The sequence below is a fragment of the Streptococcus sp. HMSC061D10 genome, from assembly GCF_001808865.1.
GTDB lineage: Bacteria > Bacillota > Bacilli > Lactobacillales > Streptococcaceae > Streptococcus.
On record NZ_KV795004.1, the window covers coordinates 2,505 to 20,100 of the forward strand.

Sequence of the window (17,596 nt, forward strand, 5' to 3'; positions counted from 1 at the left end):
CTTTAAATCCATATTGAGTATTGATGGTATTCTCTTCACCTGCAACAGCACCAAACTCTCTGTTACCACCTTGTTTTACAGTAGCACTTACAATTTTTCCGCTATCATCTTTGAATTTGATATCAAATGAGTTTTCTTCTCCAGCATATACATAAACTTCTTTAGTATCTTTATTAGAGTAAGGAATCTCTACTGTTGGCGCAACTACTGCTGCTGCTGGAGCTGTTGCTGTTGCTGGATCACTTGCTACCGATGTGTTACCTGCCGCATCAGTTGCTTTTGCTGTTACATTACCTACTGGAATGTCGACTGTTGGTGTGATAGTGGCTTTACCATTTTCACCTGCAGTTGCTTCACCAATCTTGTTGCCGTCTTTATCGTAAAGGGCTACGGTTGAACCTTTTTCCGCAGTAACTTCAATTAGAGTCTTAGTTCCAGCTTTACCTGTAAGGTCTGTGTTCACAACTGGTTTTGCTGGAGCTTCTGTATCTGCTGCTGGTGTAACTAAGTATGCAGCAGAAATCTTATCTGTAGATTTATCAGCATAAGTAATGACAAGGTTTCCTTTTTCGTCAACATTATATGTTGCACTTGATGGCAAAGAGGTATTTGCAGCCTTAGCAGCAGCAATAATCTTTGTTTTCTCTGCTTCACTTACATTATTTACATCAGCAACCTCTACTTTTGCACCTGCAACTGGTTCATACTTCTTAGCTGACTCAAGAACAGTAACTTTAAGATCACGTGTTACAGTTACGTTTTTCTTACTTGTAACTGCAAATCTCACAACAGTATCACCTGCTGGTTGTGTCTCTGCAACAGTACCTTGGTAAGAAGCATTACGCTGTCTATAGGTCTTTGAACCAGCTGTCGTCAAGTAAGCACCTAAAGGAAGTACACCTGAGATAGCAGTAGGATTTTGAGGAACCCAGAAGTGTTCAATCGCTGTAGCAGCAGCAATAACATCAACGTTAACTTTGTCACCCGGGTAGACTATGATGTGTGATGCACTAACGAGAAGTTGAGTGTTATCACTACCTCTTGATAGCCCACCACCTGCACCAGTCAATGGTGATTTTGTAACCGTAATCGGTGCACTCTTAGCTGACTCTGTTCCACCTGCTGGTGTTGAAGTAGCTGTAATCTCTCCTTCAGGAAGGCTGTTTGTAGGGTGAACAGTTGCTACACCTTGGTCGTTAGCTACAGCTTCACCGATCACAACGCCATCTTTGTTGTAAAGTTTGACAGTTGAACCTGCTGGTGCTTTAACTGTCACATCAGCTGGTGTACTTGCTTTACCTGATAGGTTTGAAGTGATTTCTGGACCACTAGTTGCAGCATCCACTGCTGGAGTGATTGGTTTTGGTGCTTCTGGCTGTGGTTGTGGCTGTGGTTGTGGCTGTGGTTGTGGCTGTGGTTTTGGTGTCTCAGCAGGGAGTTTTGGTTTAAGACTTACACCGACTGATGGAAAATCTGAAGTACGAACTCCAATAACAGCATGACCATTTAAACCATTATTTTTTAATGTATTTTCAATAAGCGCTGTAGAAAAACGACCAAAAAGATTGTGATTTTTCCCGTTTGTTACAACTTCATAAACTATATTATCTGGAATCCCTCCACCAATAGTCCTAAACTCTGACATATGGACTTTGTAATTAGCGAATGGCATCTTCTGTGGACGATTTGGAAGATACTGATCCTTTAGATTATCTCCAAATTTCCCAGACTTACCGATCATACGAATACTGCTAATAGTATCATCTGAAGTAACTGCCAAACCAGCAAAAGTATTCGCTTGCTTTTCAGGAACAACCTCAATTCTCCATGTAGTCTTATCGCCGTCAACACTGTAGCGAACTGATTTAAATTGTTTAACACCCTCACCAGTAAATTCACCTTCACCAAGTGATCCGTCAATTGAACGGTATGCCGCACGTTTTCCTCTTGGACGGGCTACTTCAGTTTCCGCTACTGCTGCTTCAGCTTCTTTAACTTCAGTTTTTTCTTCTGTTGCGACTGTTGCTGCTTTTTCTTCTTTGGCAGCAAGCTGAGCTACTGCATCTTTAAGGCTAGCAAGCGCTGCATCTACTTGTTCTTGGCTTGCTTCTGCATTGTCCAAAACCTTTTGTGCTTGATCAAGCGCTGTGTTTAAGCGAGCAAGAGAGTCTTCTGTCTTTCCTGCTTTATCCAAAACTTTCACTTCTTCGACCAACTGGGTCAAAGCTTCTTTGTTAGCTGTTTTAGCAGTAGTGTTTTCGACTACTACTGCTTTTTCCTCAGCCTCTACTGTAGCTGGAGCCACTGGTGTTGATGGAGCTACTTCTACAGCTGGTGCTGCATAAGTTGCATTCTCTTCAGCTGCAATTGGCTTAGCCCCATCTGTTGTAGAGCTAGTTTCTGGCTTAGCATCTACTGTGTCTGCTTTGACTGATGGAGCTACTAAAGCTGCCCCAACAGCAAAGACAAGCGAACAACCAAATAAGAAATGTTTTCCTTTTTTGATCATTCGCCAGTTTTTCTGTTCTGCATTTTTACGATTAAAATACATGAATCTTTTCTCCTAATTTTAAAATTATAGCATGTCTTTAACATACAATTTACATTATAAAACAAAGGTTCATTTTAGTCAATCATTTTGAATTATATATTTAAAAATTCTTTTCGTACAAAATAATTCTAAAATGACGATTTTTCTTTTAAAATACAATATAATAAATACAGGCATATTCTTTGTTTTTTTGATTTACTTGTGATATAATAACTAACATCTCTAAAAATATGATTTTTGTTTGTTATAATCAATTTTATTACAGGAGGAATAATTTATGAGAGCTCTATTAACTCAAAAAGAACAAAGGCAATTAAGAATTTTAGAATATTTATTTGAAAATTCAGACTGGATTCACCTGGATCCCCTGGCAGAAGCCCTAGACATCAACACTCGTATCATCAAAAGTGATATCAAGGAGATGCGCGAAGTCCTCTCTTGCTTCGAAATCCAATCTTCAACAGCTGGTATCAGACTTGCCAATAATAACAATTTAGGCATTGAACGAATTTACCGCCACATTTTGCAAGATTCTTCTAACTTCCAAGTTTTGAGAGCATTCTTTTTATTAGAAGAACCATTTACCTATGAACATCTAGCTCAAACTCTTGATGTTTCGCTTCCTGCACTTCGCAAAAAAGTCGCTGAGATTAATCATATCTTGCAAAATAAATACCGCTTCAAACTCAAGGTCACTCCAATCTCTATCATTGGAGACGAAAAAGACATCCGTTTCTTTTTTGCCCAGTACTTCCATGAAGCCTATGGTTACTTCAAATGGCCATTTACTGATTCTAAGAAAGACATTGAAGAATTTGTTGCTTTCTTTCTTAAAATGACAGGATTTCCTGCCAATTATGCCAACTTGTTGCAGCTAGAAACACAAATAGCTGTTAATTTGCACCGATTTAAGATCGGTGCAACCATCCAAACAACGAGCGATTCTACAAATGATCTTCCTTTATATGATCAACTGCCAGAGTTCCAAGATCAACTCGAACCATTGGCTAAGCGTCTGAATATCGAGGTTAACCGTCATACCTTAGAACAAATCTTTGATTCTTATACTCAAAAAGGAATCTTCTTTACTGTTGAAGATTTTCTAGCCGCCCGTTCAGATGATAAGGAAGTTAACCACTCTTACCACGCTGCCCGAGATGTCCTCGATAATTTGACTCGTGAATTTGGAATTCACTTTACAAATACAGACGAGCTAGTCTGGCACCTACACAATACCGCTCTTCTTGAACGTCAAGAAATCAACTCAGAATCCATCATTTCTCATAATAAATCCTATACGCTCAAAAAAATCAAGAAATTCTTCCCTGAATTTTACGAAGCAGCTGTTTTCGAAATGATGCGTTATAAGTCTAGCTTGGGACAAAAAGAACTGGCGCACGCTGTCGTCCATCTGGTTTACACTCTCTTGACTCACGCTTCAGATTTGATGGAACAACTGTTAGAATCTCAGAATAAGGTTCGTGTCCTTGTTTTGAGTGAATTTGACTTTGCTCATCCTCGGGCCCTCATCTCTCTCTATAAATACTACACTTCTAAAAATATCCAGTTTGAAACATGGGACAAGGCTACATTGAATGTTGATGAGATTATGGAGGCTGGATATGATGCCATTTTAACCAACTTTGATGTCGAAGGTTTAAATCATCCAAAACTAATCAATATTGGACGTATGCCCCAGCTTCAAGTTATTAGCGAACTGAACACCATCTCGCTTGGTGATCTTTAAAATTACCTTTTTTTGAAAGAATAATCATTTACAGTTTTATTTATATATGAGCACTCAGCTTAACGATACAAAACGAAAAAGCTAGAATTCTGAATATCAGAAAACTAGCTTTTTTTGTTTATTTTTTTATTCTACCAAAGAATTCCCTTCTAGGATAACAGAAGGGCAAGGAATAGTAATCCATAGAAAAATATAAAGAGCCACTTTGATTATCCTTCCAAAATGACAGTATAAAGGCTAATATAATTCCTATAACGAGATACATTTCTTCCTCCTTTGATGATTCTATTTTATCATCATTATCCACATAAAAAAGAGGATCTAAGATCCCCTTATCCTTCTATCCTACTCTCTGCATCTGCCACCACTTGAGCAAGACTGGTTTGGCTCAGCTCCTGCTCCATAGCTAGCTGAATCTTTTGTAATTTCTCATCTAAAACCCCATGGATGTTAGCTCCTACTGGACAGGCTGGATTGGGATTGTCATGAAAACTAAAGAGTTGACCTGTCTTTCCTAGACATTCAACTGCTTGGTAAACATCTAAAAGACTGATATCCTCTAGGTCTTTGATGATCTCTGCTCCACCAGTTCCACGCGCAACTGAGATCAACTCTGCCTTTTTCAGTTGGGACAAGGTTTTACGGATAATAACTGGATTGACTCCAACACTACTAGCTAGAAAATCGCTAGTCACCTTGCTTTCCTTCCCCTTTAGGGCAATAATGATCAACATGTGAGTCGCAATGGTAAATCGACTTGAAATTTGCATCCTCTTCTCCTTTTTTCGTCAGATTAGTTCCTTCTTTTCTTAAGTTTATTATATCTCTTCTAGTTGTAATGTCAAGAGTTACCACTAAGCCAATCGTTCAATTCAACATCATGTCCTTGACTCTGAGCAATTTCGTGCAACAAGTCCTGATTGTGGGTATGGTGAATCCCATTAACTAAGCTTTCATAATAAACTTGGTAGTAGGGTAATTGTAAGTCTTTGGCTAGCTGTAATTCTGCCTCAATATCATAATCGACACGACGAAAATCAGCATCTTTTAAACCTTTTTCGTCAAATTCTAAGATCATGTATTGGGCCCGCAAGTCTTTGCGTAAATTCCCAGATAAAAAGAAGGGTTGCCCAATCGAACCTGGATTCAGGATAAGCTGGCCACCACTACCATAACGAAGAAACTGCTGATGGATATGACCATAAATGGCAATATCGCAATCTGGATTGGTGACAAGACGATCAAAATCCTCTTGCTTACCAAGATGAATCAGCTCTCTTCCCCAGTTTTTATCAGGCAAGTGATGACTAATCCCTAGCTTCAGATCTCCAAACTGGCGATGCACTTGCAAAGGATAGACCTGCAGTGCCTTAATCTCCTCGATGCTGAGTTCTTCCATGATATACTGACACTGGCGTAAGAGATAACGATGACTGGGTCTACTTTCATCTAACTGACGATGACAGGCTCGCCATAAGCTCTCCTCCCAATTCCCTAAAACTCTAAGGGTGATGGGTAAATTCTCCAATGTCTGGAGAATATTTTTTCGTCCTGTTCCAGGCATGAGAATATCTCCTAAGAGCCAATACTCATCAACCTCCGCCTTCTGCGCATCTGTCAGAACAGCCTCCAAAGCTGTCGTATTCCCATGTATATCCGATATTACTGCTATTTTTGTCATATCTCTTCCTCTTAGCTTTTCTCTTTTTATTATAACAAACTCCAAGTCAAAGTCAAAAAGCATCTATATTCCTATCGTTTTTTACTTTACTTTTTTAGTGAAAAGGAATACAATGAAGGTAATAAGAATGAGGAGGTTTTTGCTATGGCACAACGTTATGAAAACATCATGGTAGCGGTTGACGGTTCTAAGGAAGCTGACTTGGCTTTCATCAAAGGGGTTCATTCAGCACTACGTAACCAGGCAAAACTAACGATTGCCCATGTTATTGACACACGTGCTCTTCAAAGCATCTCAACATTTGATGCCGAAGTTTACGAAGAATTGCAAGTAGAGGCCAACGATTTGATGGCTGAATACGAAAAGCGTGCAAAAGATGCTGGGCTCACAGACATAAAAGTAGTTATTGAGATGGGTAACCCTAAAACTCTCTTAGCTAAAACAATTCCAGACAAAGAAATGGTTGATTTGATTTTAGTTGGGGCAACAGGACTCAATGCCTTTGAGCGTCTGCTAGTTGGATCTTCATCAGAATATATCCTACGCCATACCAGCGTTGACCTTCTCGTCGTTAGAGATAAGGATAAAACTTTGTAATAAAAACAGAAATGAGGTTGGGATTTTTCTCCTAACCTCATTTTTTTATAAGCTATTGATGTCGTAGTTGAAACTATGAACTCAAAACATCATTCCAGGCTTCCTCTGCTATCGCCTATTTTTTATCTTCTCTTTCCTTGTGGCGTTCATAGGCCTTTATCTGACGCTCAATCTCCTTTTTTATGGCTGGTTCTGGAGCATATCTCTCCTCCCAGTCATCTGGTTTTAGGATTTTGTGAGTAACTGGGTCAAAATGAGCTTTTCCATCGGGGAACATTTTACCCATATTGGCTTGATGGACAACATCAAAAATCCGTTCTGGATCCACTCCCATCAAAACAAAGCTACCATAGGTGAAATACAAGGTATCAATTAAGGCATCTACTTGCCCTACCAAATCTTGCTGAGCAGGTGTTTTCTTAGCAACTTTCTCTGCTGCTTGATCCAGCGCTTGGTGTAACTGTCCAACTGCCCGTTCGAAATCTTCTTCAGAAGAGCTAGCAGCTCGAACAAACTCGACCAGTTCTTCTATCTTAAATCCCGCTCTATGGGTGGCACCTTCTAAATCCCAAGCTTGTGGCTCTTCTTGAGTTCGTTCATCCATCATGTGGTGGAAGGTTTTGACCTTATTGAAATGATAGTCACGACTGACAAAGACTTTTTCTGAAGCCAGAACACCAAAATGCTCTAAAGCTTTGTGAATTCCATCTTGTTGGTTGCTGGTTGTGATATGCTTAGCGACTTCTTTGACACTGCTACTACCATTGCCCATAGCAACTGACATCCCAACACCCGCCAGCATCTCTAGGTCATTGTCCGAGTCACCAAAGGCCATGACTTGATTGAGATCAAAACCATACTCTTTTCCGACACGGCGAATGCCTTCTAACTTGGAATTTCCTTGGTTGATGACATCTGCCGCAAAAGGATTACTGCGAGTCAATTTCAAGTCTTGAAAATCAGCTGCTGCTTTCTCAGATTCTTCTGGCGTCATTAGCATCAAAACTTGATAAATGGGCTGATTCATCAACTGGAGCAGATCTTCTTCCTTTTGAGGAACAACCTTACTCACCATTCGATTAAAGGAATGACTAACTGTACGAGTCAACATAGAGGGGACAAAACGACTCACTCTTTGTGAAAAAGAACCTAGGCCAAAAGACATGATTTTCGAACCCAGCATGGCATCCTTGGTCCCCAAAGCAATTTCCTTGCCCTCTTTTTTAGCATAGACTATCAACTGCCGTAAATGAGATTTGGAAAGAGGACTTGTAAACAAGACTCTGTCTTTATTAAAGATATATTGGCCGTTATAAGTTACAGCAAAATCCAGATCTAAATCTTCCATTAAATCCTTAACAAAAAAAGGTCCTCGTCCTGTCGCTACTCCAACAAGCACTCCCTGTTCCTTTACAATCTTAATCGCATCCTTAGTGGATTTCAAAACACTCTTGCGATCGTTGACCAGTGTTCCATCGATATCAAAAAAAACAGCTTTGACTTCCATCCTACCTCAATCTCCCCTTTTGTGATACAATGATTATACCACATTTCAGAAAGAGTGAGTAAATCATGCCTAAGAAAATCCTTGTTTTACATACGGGTGGTACTATTTCCATGCAAGCCGATGACTCTGGCGCTGTTGTGACTAGTCAAGACAACCCTATGAATCATGTATCCAATCCACTTGAGGGAGTTGAAGTCCACGCTCTCGACTTTTTTAATCTGCCAAGTCCCCATATTAAACCAAAGCATATGCTGGCCATCTATCAAAAAATCAAAGAGGAGGCTGATCGTTATGACGGTTTCGTGATTACACATGGGACAGATACCTTGGAGGAAACTGCCTATTTCCTTGATACTATGGAGGTTCCTCACAAACCGATCGTGCTAACAGGGGCCATGCGTAGCTCTAACGAACTTGGAAGCGACGGTGTCTACAATTATCTCAGTGCCCTTCGCGTAGCGAGTGACGATAAGGCTGCTGATAAGGGAGTCTTGGTCGTGATGAATGACGAAATTCACGCTGCTAAGTATGTGACCAAGACGCATACGACAAATGTTAGCACCTTTCAAACGCCGACCCACGGCCCTCTTGGGCTCATCATGAAACACGAGATTCTCTACTTCAAAACAGCTGAACCCCGTGTTCGTTTTGACCTTGATAGAATTCAGGGCTTGGTCCCTATTATCCCTGTCTATGCTGGTATGACAGAAGAACTCCTTGATTTACTTCCCGTTGACCAACTGGATGGACTCATTATTCAGGCTTTCGGTGCTGGAAATGTTCCCAAGGAAACAGCACAAAAATTGAACGCCCTTATCCAAGAAGGACTCCCAATCGCCTTGGTCTCTCGTTGTTTTAACGGGATTGCCGAACCTGTCTATGCCTACGAGGGAGGTGGCGTTTGCCTGCAAAATGCTGGTGTTTTCTTTGTCAAAGAGCTAAACGCTCAAAAGGCCCGTCTCAAACTCCTCATTGCTATCAATGCTGGCCTTAGAGGAGAGGAATTACGAGCCTATATGGAAGGATAATACTCTTCGAAAATCAAATTCAAACCTCGTCAACGTCGCCTTGCGTAGGTATATGTAACTGACTTCGTCAGTCTTATCTACAACCTCAAAGCAGTGCTTTGAGCAACCTGCGGCTAGCTTCCTCTTTGATTTTCATTGAGTATAAAAAAGTCGGTGAGATAGAAATTACTAGATCAAGTCTTGTTTTCTAATCACCCCGCAAGCCTTCTACCATCAACTTGATGCTTGAACTATTGACCAAAAAGTTTTTTCTACTAAAAAGCGAGGTCGGGATTTTTATCCCGACCTCTTCTTGTTAATCTTTACGAGTTGAATGACGTTCTACCAAACCATGTGGCAAAAGAACTTCACGCTCTTCTAACTCTTCCTTATGCATAATCTTCGTCAACATACGCATACTAATAGCACCAAGGTCATACAAAGGTTGCGCAATGGTGGTTAGGTTTGGACGAGTATAACGCGCGATTTGCGAATCATCACTGGTGATAATTTCAAAGTCATCTGGTACAGAAACTCCCTTGTCAGCAAGTCCGTTCAACACACCTGCTGCCAGTTCATCTCCTGTTACGATCGCTGCGGTTGCTTTAGAAGAAATCAAACGTTCTGCCAAGGCATAACCATCATCATAACGGTATTTTGATTCGAAAACAAGACCTTCACTGTAGTTGATTCCCGCTTCTTTCAAAGCATCTTTGTAACCAGCCAAGCGAATCTTACCATTAATATCATCCACTAATGGTCCACTAACGAAGGCAATTTTTTTGTTTCGCTTCAAAAGATGGCGGACTGCATCAACAGTAGCATGTTTATAGTCAATATTGACACTTGGAAGTTGGTGTTCTATGTCCACTGTTCCTGCAAGAACTACAGGTGTGCGTGAGCGTGAAAACTCTGAGCGAATCTTCTCAGTTAAATGATAACCCATGAAGATAACGCCATCCACCTGTTTAGAAAAGAGAGTATTGACCACAGATACTTCCTTTTCATCATCCTCATCACTGTTAGCAAGGACGATGTTGTATTTGTACATTTCCGCGATATCGTCAATCCCTTTAGCAAGGGTAGAGAAATAAGTGTTTGTGATATCTGGAATAACAACTCCAACTGTTGTTGTTTTCTTGCTTGCTAGACCACGAGCTACTGCATTAGGGCGGTAGTCAAGACGATCAATGACCTCTAGGACTTTTTTACGGGTGTTTTCTTTGACGTTCTTATTGCCATTGACAACACGACTGACAGTTGCCATTGACACTCCCGCTTCTCGGGCAACGTCATAAATTGTTACTGTATCATCTGTGTTCATTCCGTTTCCTTTCTACTTTGAAAATTTTGTTTTCATGATTCTACTGTTCTCATTTTACCACTAATTGTAAGCATTTTCAAGCATTTGATGAAGATTCGTTGAAAAAATTTCAAAATCATTCCCATCTTTTTAAAGGTAGTTGACTTTTCTTGATTTTTCTAGCAGTTTGCAGTATGATAATAAAAAAATCAATTAGGAGATAGGGATGGCTTTTACAGATTCTCATAGACGATGCGCTAGTTTCGGTGTAGTGACCAATTTACCCGACGATGTTATCGATTCAATCTGGTATATAATCGATCATTTTTTAAAGCATGTTTTTGATCTAGAAGATGAATTGGAATTTCGGCTTTTGAATAATGAAGGCTCCATCACTTTTCGTTTTTCTAGTCAACATCTTCCAACAACGATTGACTTTGACTTCAACCATCCCTTTGACCCACTCTATCCACCTAAAGTTCTGGTGCTAGATATGGATGGGAAGGAAACCATTCTCCTACCAGAAGAAAATGACCTATTTTAAAAACTCTAGCTTCCCCTATCTACTTAGGAAACTAGAGTTTTCTTTTTGCTAATAAATAGAACGACTGACTACTATACCACTTGGTTTGGTATATTCTAAATCAAGATAATCCTGATAAGTTCCTGGGACGATAAATCCTTGGGGGCTGAGAATGTCTGTTCCAGCTTTACCCACGATAGAGTCAGCCAATAAGACACAATTTGTACTGAGAACAAAATAGGTCTTAAACTTAGACGAACTAAACTTATAAAGAGCGGCATCAGCCTCGTGTTTCAGCTGATAAGAGTAGGTATGCTTGATTTCTCCTTCTCTTCTTTTCATGAGTTGAGAACTTGGTTCCCAAGGAATTAAGAGTTCTTCAATTTCTCTCAGTTGTTCCTCGATTGCTTCTTTCTGTTGTTCAGACAAGCTTAAGCCATAGACAAAGAGAGTTTTCTGGCTTTCTCTCTTACAGAGTTCGATATACTTTTCTCGATTAGCCTTAAATAGAACCCCATCCCCAATCATCCCAAATAAACGCTCCGAGTGCGGATCATAAGAACCATAGGAAATAACCTGACCTTGATAGCAGATATCCACATGCCCCATGGCTAAAAAGAAAGAGGATTCTGAAGTATGGATAAAAATTTCCATATCAACTGTCTGGTCATTTTTTCTCTCTGAATGTACTTTCCCTTCTTCGGACTCATGATTAGAAAACCATTTATTCAATCGACGTAGGGTATTGATAGGAATTAGAGCTGTTACAAAAATGGGCAGGGTCATTCGTATCTTCCGCTTAAGCCTAGGATTACGGATTCCTTTTTCAAAAAAGAAACCATCTCTGAGACTACTTGCCCCTAACATCAGTAAGTAAAAACCAAGTAAGAGCAATTCAAAATTTGTTGCGTCATGAAAAGGGGAGATACTATAGAGACCAAATCCCATCATCCACAAAGCATCAAATAAGTAATTGAGCCTCGGATGGATATGATTATTTCGGTAAATCAACCAGGTAATCAGGCTAATCAAACCTGTAAACAATTGATAACTTCCAATAGCAATGACTAAGACATAGAGGGCTATCTCTTGCAGGATGACTGACTCAAATAGAATGACAGCAAGTCCTAACTTGGCTATGGTTACAAAAATATTTTCTCTACAGGACTTTTCCTGAAACCATCGTGTCAATAAATGCCAAACAGTCGACAAGGAAAAGTAGGCCATCAAGAGTTGATAACCAAGCCTCGGTACAATCTGTCCAAAACAAATCAAGAGAAGACCGAGGATAATAGCTAGCATTCCTTCCCCTAGACTTTTCCATTTACTATAAGTTTCGAAAAACTTAGGCATTTTCTTTCTCCAATTGACGATACAAGTGGCGGATCGGTTGTTTCAGTGTTGGATGGATGAAATGAGGTGCAATTTCCTGCAGAGACTCTAAGACAAAGAGGCGCTCAGCGATATAAGGATGGGGCAAGATAAGGTTGTCTGTATAGATGATCTGGTCCTCTACAAAAAGCAAATCCAGGTCAATCAATCGAGGTCCCCAATGAACCTCTCTGACCCGTCCCATTTCTGATTCAATCTCTAACAAGGTTTCTAACAAGATTGGAGCTGGCAACCAGGTTTCCACTTCAATGACTTGATTGGCAAAGCTATCCTGCTCCACACCACCCCAAGGCTCGGTCGTTAAGACACTAGACTCTTTGAGAATATGGATACCACGAGCTTTCATTTGGTCAATAGCTTGCTTGAGATTAGCCGCCTTATCCCCCATATTGCTTCCTAAAGCGATAAAGGCACACTGTTTGCGACGGTGGATGGTTACTGAACAAGTATCCAGCGGTAGATGGATAGGTGCCCAAGGTTTTTTTAGTTCCAGCTCAATCTCTTGAACGAGAGGGTAGGTCTCAAAAGTACGCTCTACTAGTTTGTAGGCTACTGTTTCAATCAAGTCTTCAGTATTTTCCTGAAACCATGTCGTCCATTGCTGGCAAAGTTCTCCGTAATGGACAGAAGCAGTTAAATCCAAGTCTGTCGCAGCCTTGGTCATATCATAGGATAGGGTGGCTGAAACGACAAACTTCTGCCCCAGTTCCTTCTCACTAGGAAAAAGTCCATGAAAGGCGAAAATTTCTAGGTCTTTAATTCGCATTTGATCCATAACTAGTCCTTTCTAGAAAAATCCGCCCAAAGCGGATTCTTTTTATACTCAATGAAAATCAAAGTGCAAACTAGGAAGCTAGCCGCAGGCTGCTCAAAACACTGTTTTGAGGTTGCAGATGGAAGCTGACGTGGTTTGAATTTGATTTTCGAAGAGTATTATAGTCCCATTAAACGATAAGCCTGATCACGAAGATCCTTATCTGTCTCAAATAGACCACGAGCCACTGTTGTCAAGGTTGCAGTTCCTGGTTTTCGAACACCGCGCATACTCATACACATATGTTCTGCTTCAATGACAACGAAGGCTCCCTTGGCTCCCAAATACTCCATCAAGGCATCAGCCACTTCGATATTCAAACGCTCTTGAATCTGTGGCTTTTTAGAGTAGACTTCCACCGTACGAGCTAACTTTGATAAGCCTGCTACACGCCCATCAGGAATGTAGGCAATATGAGCTCGACCATAAAATGGTAAAAAGTGGTGTTCACACATGGTGTGGAAAAAGATATCCTTTTCCACTACCATATTGTCATCAATAATCTCAAAGGATTTTGACAGGTGCTCTTCAGCAGTTTGCCCAAGACCTGAAAAAATCTCTTGGTACATACGAGCGACACGGGCTGGTGTTTCCTGCAAGCCTTCGCGATTTGCATCCTCACCAACTGCCTCGATAATCATTTTTACAGCTTCTTCAATCTTTTGTGTATCCATTCTAATTTTTCCTCTCCATTAGGTAGGTTCTCACTTGGGCTAAAAAGTATAATGAGCCCGTGATAATCCTAACTGTTTTTTTCTCTTCATTTTCTGATAATTTTTTGTCTAGAAATTCCTGCCAACTTTGGTAGTTGAGATTTCTAGAATCAGCCATCTCTTTCAAGACTTTTTCATCCGTCGCCCGACTATCCTCAAAATGAGTTAGTGTAATCTTAGTATTGGACAAAGTTTCTAGCAAGTCCAACATATCCTCCAAGGCCTTGGTTTTGATACAAGTAAAGAGGATTTCCTTCTGATAGTCCGTAAAGCGTTCTTTCAAAGTAGCCAACAAGGCCTTGATGGCATGGGGATTGTGGGCCCCATCTAAAATCATCAAGGGTTCCCTATAAATAACTTCCAAGCGCCCAGGCCAGCTTGTTTCTTCCAAAGCTTGAGCCACTAAAGCATTATCTGGTAATTTCTGACCAGTCTCTTTGCAATAGCTATCTAACAAGGCCAGCGCCATCCCAGCATTCTCTATCTGGTGCAAACCAAGCAATCCTGTTTGGAAACGACCTTGTCTGATTGAGCTTGAATAATCAAAAATTTCGCCCGTCTCCACACTCTCATGATGGCTAACTTGATAATCTTCCCCATAGGCAAGCCTAGAAGCTTGTTTCGCTTTCGCAATCTGATCGATAACCGACAAGGCTTCTTGGACAATGTGTCCTGTCACTAGAGGAACTCCTTGCTTGATAATCCCTGCTTTCTGCTCTGCTATGGCTTCCAAGCTATCCCCTAAAAGCGCTACATGGTCTAATCCGATAGTCGTGATGCCTGTTAGGATAGGTTGACAGACATTAGTACTATCCAAAAGTCCGCCCATACCAACTTCCATAATCGCCACATCGACTTGCTCAGAAGCAAAATAGTCATAAGCTATAGCAGTGATAATCTCAAATTCTGTCGTTCCTTGCAAGGCTTGAGCATGCTCCCCTTCAAGTAGTGAACGATAATCCACCATCAAGGACTCTAATCTCGCTTCTGGGATAGATTCCCCATTAATGACAATCTGATCGGTATAATGAATCAGATAAGGAGAGCTAAAGACACCAACTCTTAGTCCCATCTTTTCCAACAGATTCTTCAAAAAGGCTATAGTAGAGCCCTTTCCATTGGTCCCACCAATATGGATAACCTTGAGTTTAAGATGAGGATTACCACGTAAGGCTAATAGCTCCACCATCCTCTCCAGACCAAAATGCGGTTGATCTGTCCGGTAGTTTGCTATCCACTGGTTCGTTTCGTTTTTATTCATATTATTTATATTGTTTCAAATCTAAATTTTCCGCATGGTCTGCCAGACGGATGGCTGATGCAACTTCGATTGCCATCTTGTGGCTGGCTACATCATGCACGCGCACCACTTCTACACCCTGTCTAGCAGCAATGCTGGTCACATGAGCCGAAGCAATATCACGATTGCGGAAGCCAGCTTCAGTATCTGGCTTGACTTCAAATCCATTTTCTTCAAGGATATTGATGACAAAGCGCTTGCGAGAAACTCCTAAAAAGATAGGATAGCCCATTTTGTGCAATTTTCCAAGATCACGTAGGAGGATGAGATTTTCCTTTTTGGTCAAGCCAAAGCCAATCCCAGGATCCAGCATGATGTTTCCTTTCGAAATTCCTGCTTTTTCCGCTCTTGCTAGAGCACGGTCAAAGAAGGTTATCATCAATTCTTCTACTGGTAGTTGTTCAAAGTCTGCTAAGTCTTCCTTTGTAAAAGTCTCTCCAAATCCAAAATGAGGAAATATGAGTGAACTAGGGTGCTGAGGGCGTGCCATGACTGGATTAAACATGATGACTACCCGAGCTCCAGCCCTGGCAACCACCTCTGCCATCTTCTCATCACCCATGAGTCCTGTAATGTCATTGACTATATTAGCCCCAGCTCGTAAAGCCGCTTCTGCCACCTGGCTCTTCCAAGTATCTACCGAAATCCGAACATCACTTTCTTGACGAATAGCCTGAATGACTGGAACCACACGCTGGATTTCCTCTTCTATCTCAACATAGCTACTCCCAGGTCGAGTGGATTCTCCACCGATATCTAAGATAGTGGCACCTTCAGCTATCAATTTTCGAGCCTGCTTCAAAGCTTCCTCAACAGCAAAAAACTGGCCCCCATCAGAAAAAGAATCTGGGGTGACATTGATAATTCCACAAATAGCTGTTTTTGTAAGATTGTCTCTTTTTTCCACGTTCATCACTCAAATTTCATTTAGATTGGTATTCCTCTATTTTACTGTTTTTTTTGGATTCTGTCCAATTATCCCTCGGTACTCCCATACTTTAAAAGAGCGCAAAAAAAGGAGAAGCTGAGTTCTCCTTTTTTATATTCTTATTTTTCAGTCAAAGCTGCAAGTCCTGGAAGAACTTTACCTTCGAGAAGCTCCATTGAAGCTCCTCCACCAGTAGAGATCCATGAGAACTTGTCTGCACGACCAAGGTTGATAGCTGCGGCAGCTGAGTCACCACCACCGATGATTGATTTAACGCCTGGTTGTTTCACGATAGCGTCCATGACACCGATTGTACCAGCTTGGAAGTCTGGGTTTTCAAATACACCCATAGGTCCGTTCCATACAACTGTTTTCGCACCAGTCAAAGCTTCGTCAAATTTAGCGATAGATTTTGGACCGATGTCAAGACCAAGGAAACCTGGGTCAACTGCTTCACCTTCAGTGTCTTTCACTTCAGTGTAGTCAGCAAATGCGTTCGCTTCTTTTGAGTCAACTGGCAAGATCAATTTGCCGTTTGCTTTTTCAAGAAGAGCTTTCGCAACATCCAATTTATCTTCTTCCACAAGTGAGTTACCGATTTCGATACCTTGTGCTTTGTAGAATGTATAAGTCATACCACCACCGATAAGAACTTTATCAGCTTTTTCAAGCAAGTTTTCGATAACACCGATCTTGTCTGAAACTTTTGAACCACCAAGGATAGCCACGAATGGACGTTCTGGAGCTTCAACAGCTTCTTGGATGTAAGCAATTTCGTTTTCAAGAAGGAATCCAGCGACTGCTTTTTCAACGTTTGCTGAGATACCAACGTTAGATGCGTGTGCACGGTGAGCAGTACCGAATGCATCGTTTACGAAGATACCATCTCCAAGTGATGCCCAGTATTTACCAAGTTCAGGATCGTTTTTAGATTCTTTCTTACCGTCAACATCTTCAAAACGAGTGTTTTCAACCAAAAGAACTTGTCCATCTTCAAGAGCGTTGATAGCTGCTTCCAATTCAGCACCACGAGTTACACCTGGAAGGAATGTAACTTCTTGACCCAATTTAGCAGCCAAGTCAGCAGCTACAGGAGCAAGTGATTTACCAGCTTTGTCTGCTTCTTCTTTTACACGTCCAAGGTGAGAGAAAAGAATCGCACGTCCACCTTGTTCAAGGATGTACTTGATAGTTGGAAGAGCTGCAGTGATACGGTTGTCATTAGTAATCACGCCATCTTTTACAGGAACGTTGAAGTCAACACGAACGAGAACTTTTTTCCCTTTCAACTCAACGTCTTTAACAGTCAATTTTGCCATTTGGAAAGACTCCTTAATTTTTTTTACGTGTTAATTATATCACAAAATCAATAAAAGAGATAGCAAAACCTTAAACTTTTATCCACAACAATTTTTCTCGATTAATTCAGGACAGTGCTTGTAACTACGACAGAATACTCTACCATTTTTATTCTCCTCCCCTATACAAAAAGATTTGACTCTTATGTACTGACCCCAAAAAGTTAGACAATTA

15 protein-coding genes are annotated in these 17,596 nt (G+C 40.8%); 4 read left to right on the forward strand and 11 right to left on the reverse strand.

Annotation, left to right across the window (positions count from 1 at the left end):
- On the reverse strand, positions 1-2,551 hold a 2,551-nt coding region (locus tag HMPREF2728_RS02620; RefSeq protein ID WP_261674108.1), incomplete at its 3' end, for an Ig-like domain-containing protein.
- A 277-nt stretch (positions 2,552-2,828) separates the two neighbouring features.
- Here HMPREF2728_RS02620 and HMPREF2728_RS02625 point away from each other — a divergent pair.
- On the forward strand, positions 2,829-4,298 hold the full coding sequence (locus HMPREF2728_RS02625; RefSeq protein WP_075226960.1) for an AcpB/EbpR/MafR family transcriptional regulator: 1,470 nt from the start codon (positions 2,829-2,831) through the stop codon (positions 4,296-4,298).
- A gap of 332 nt (positions 4,299-4,630) precedes the next feature.
- Here the strand turns inward: HMPREF2728_RS02625 and HMPREF2728_RS02630 are convergent, their stop codons facing one another.
- Positions 4,631-5,068 (reverse strand): Rrf2 family transcriptional regulator, encoded by a 438-nt coding sequence (locus tag HMPREF2728_RS02630; protein ID WP_060955268.1) that lies wholly within the window; start codon positions 5,066-5,068, stop codon positions 4,631-4,633.
- A gap of 71 nt (positions 5,069-5,139) precedes the next feature.
- A complete protein-coding gene (locus HMPREF2728_RS02635) occupies positions 5,140-5,979 on the reverse strand; it encodes a metallophosphoesterase family protein (RefSeq protein WP_075226961.1) in 840 nt (279 codons plus the stop codon).
- Positions 5,980-6,123: 144 nt separating this feature from the next.
- On the opposite strand from HMPREF2728_RS02635, the gene HMPREF2728_RS02640 reads away from it, so the two are divergent.
- Positions 6,124-6,576, forward strand: a complete 453-nt coding sequence (locus HMPREF2728_RS02640; RefSeq protein WP_075226962.1) for a universal stress protein — start codon at positions 6,124-6,126, stop codon at positions 6,574-6,576.
- Between the two features lie 115 nt (positions 6,577-6,691).
- Here HMPREF2728_RS02640 and HMPREF2728_RS02645 read toward each other — a convergent pair whose 3' ends face one another.
- Positions 6,692-8,083, reverse strand: coding sequence for a Cof-type HAD-IIB family hydrolase (locus HMPREF2728_RS02645; protein WP_075226963.1), 1,392 nt, complete (start codon positions 8,081-8,083; stop codon positions 6,692-6,694).
- A gap of 65 nt (positions 8,084-8,148) precedes the next feature.
- On the opposite strand from HMPREF2728_RS02645, the gene HMPREF2728_RS02650 reads away from it, so the two are divergent.
- Positions 8,149-9,111: an asparaginase gene (locus HMPREF2728_RS02650; protein WP_075226964.1), complete on the forward strand. Its 963-nt coding sequence runs from the start codon at positions 8,149-8,151 to the stop codon at positions 9,109-9,111.
- 295 nt (positions 9,112-9,406) lie between these two features.
- Here the strand turns inward: HMPREF2728_RS02650 and ccpA are convergent, their stop codons facing one another.
- On the reverse strand, positions 9,407-10,414 hold the full coding sequence (ccpA, locus tag HMPREF2728_RS02655; RefSeq protein WP_075226965.1) for a catabolite control protein A: 1,008 nt from the start codon (positions 10,412-10,414) through the stop codon (positions 9,407-9,409).
- A gap of 205 nt (positions 10,415-10,619) precedes the next feature.
- On the opposite strand from ccpA, the gene HMPREF2728_RS02660 reads away from it, so the two are divergent.
- Entirely contained in the window at positions 10,620-10,937 is a 318-nt protein-coding gene (locus HMPREF2728_RS02660; protein ID WP_060955265.1) for a DUF960 domain-containing protein, read from the forward strand.
- 48 nt (positions 10,938-10,985) lie between these two features.
- Here the strand turns inward: HMPREF2728_RS02660 and HMPREF2728_RS02665 are convergent, their stop codons facing one another.
- From HMPREF2728_RS02665 to HMPREF2728_RS02690, 6 genes are all read right to left on the reverse strand, one after another.
- A complete protein-coding gene (locus HMPREF2728_RS02665) occupies positions 10,986-12,269 on the reverse strand; it encodes a hypothetical protein (RefSeq protein ID WP_060955264.1) in 1,284 nt (427 codons plus the stop codon).
- Entirely contained in the window at positions 12,262-13,083 is an 822-nt protein-coding gene (gene folK / locus HMPREF2728_RS02670) for a 2-amino-4-hydroxy-6-hydroxymethyldihydropteridine diphosphokinase (RefSeq protein WP_060955263.1), read from the reverse strand. Before folK ends, HMPREF2728_RS02665 begins: the two co-directional genes overlap by 8 nt.
- A gap of 158 nt (positions 13,084-13,241) precedes the next feature.
- Entirely contained in the window at positions 13,242-13,796 is a 555-nt protein-coding gene (folE, locus tag HMPREF2728_RS02675) for a GTP cyclohydrolase I FolE (RefSeq protein WP_000380927.1), read from the reverse strand.
- 1 nt (position 13,797) lies between these two features.
- A complete protein-coding gene (locus HMPREF2728_RS02680) occupies positions 13,798-15,096 on the reverse strand; it encodes a bifunctional folylpolyglutamate synthase/dihydrofolate synthase (protein WP_060955262.1) in 1,299 nt (432 codons plus the stop codon).
- A 1-nt stretch (position 15,097) separates the two neighbouring features.
- A complete protein-coding gene (gene folP / locus HMPREF2728_RS02685) occupies positions 15,098-16,048 on the reverse strand; it encodes a dihydropteroate synthase (protein ID WP_060955261.1) in 951 nt (316 codons plus the stop codon).
- 134 nt (positions 16,049-16,182) lie between these two features.
- A complete protein-coding gene (locus HMPREF2728_RS02690) occupies positions 16,183-17,382 on the reverse strand; it encodes a phosphoglycerate kinase (protein ID WP_001096781.1) in 1,200 nt (399 codons plus the stop codon).
- Between the last annotated feature and the right edge of the window lie 214 nt (positions 17,383-17,596).

Coding starts and splice junctions, on each gene's coding strand:
- folK (WP_060955263.1), bottom strand. CDS start 13,083: ATGGATCAAATGCGAATTAAAGACCTAGAAATTTTCGCCTTTCATGGA.
- HMPREF2728_RS02645 (WP_075226963.1), bottom strand. CDS start 8,083: ATGGAAGTCAAAGCTGTTTTTTTTGATATCGATGGAACACTGGTCAAC.
- HMPREF2728_RS02625 (WP_075226960.1), top strand. CDS start 2,829: ATGAGAGCTCTATTAACTCAAAAAGAACAAAGGCAATTAAGAATTTTA.
- HMPREF2728_RS02630 (WP_060955268.1), bottom strand. CDS start 5,068: ATGCAAATTTCAAGTCGATTTACCATTGCGACTCACATGTTGATCATT.
- ccpA (WP_075226965.1), bottom strand. CDS start 10,414: ATGAACACAGATGATACAGTAACAATTTATGACGTTGCCCGAGAAGCG.
- HMPREF2728_RS02660 (WP_060955265.1), top strand. CDS start 10,620: ATGGCTTTTACAGATTCTCATAGACGATGCGCTAGTTTCGGTGTAGTG.
- HMPREF2728_RS02690 (WP_001096781.1), bottom strand. CDS start 17,382: ATGGCAAAATTGACTGTTAAAGACGTTGAGTTGAAAGGGAAAAAAGTT.
- HMPREF2728_RS02635 (WP_075226961.1), bottom strand. CDS start 5,979: ATGACAAAAATAGCAGTAATATCGGATATACATGGGAATACGACAGCT.
- HMPREF2728_RS02650 (WP_075226964.1), top strand. CDS start 8,149: ATGCCTAAGAAAATCCTTGTTTTACATACGGGTGGTACTATTTCCATG.
- HMPREF2728_RS02640 (WP_075226962.1), top strand. CDS start 6,124: ATGGCACAACGTTATGAAAACATCATGGTAGCGGTTGACGGTTCTAAG.
- folE (WP_000380927.1), bottom strand. CDS start 13,796: ATGGATACACAAAAGATTGAAGAAGCTGTAAAAATGATTATCGAGGCA.
- folP (WP_060955261.1), bottom strand. CDS start 16,048: ATGAACGTGGAAAAAAGAGACAATCTTACAAAAACAGCTATTTGTGGA.
- HMPREF2728_RS02665 (WP_060955264.1), bottom strand. CDS start 12,269: ATGCCTAAGTTTTTCGAAACTTATAGTAAATGGAAAAGTCTAGGGGAA.
- HMPREF2728_RS02680 (WP_060955262.1), bottom strand. CDS start 15,096: ATGAATAAAAACGAAACGAACCAGTGGATAGCAAACTACCGGACAGAT.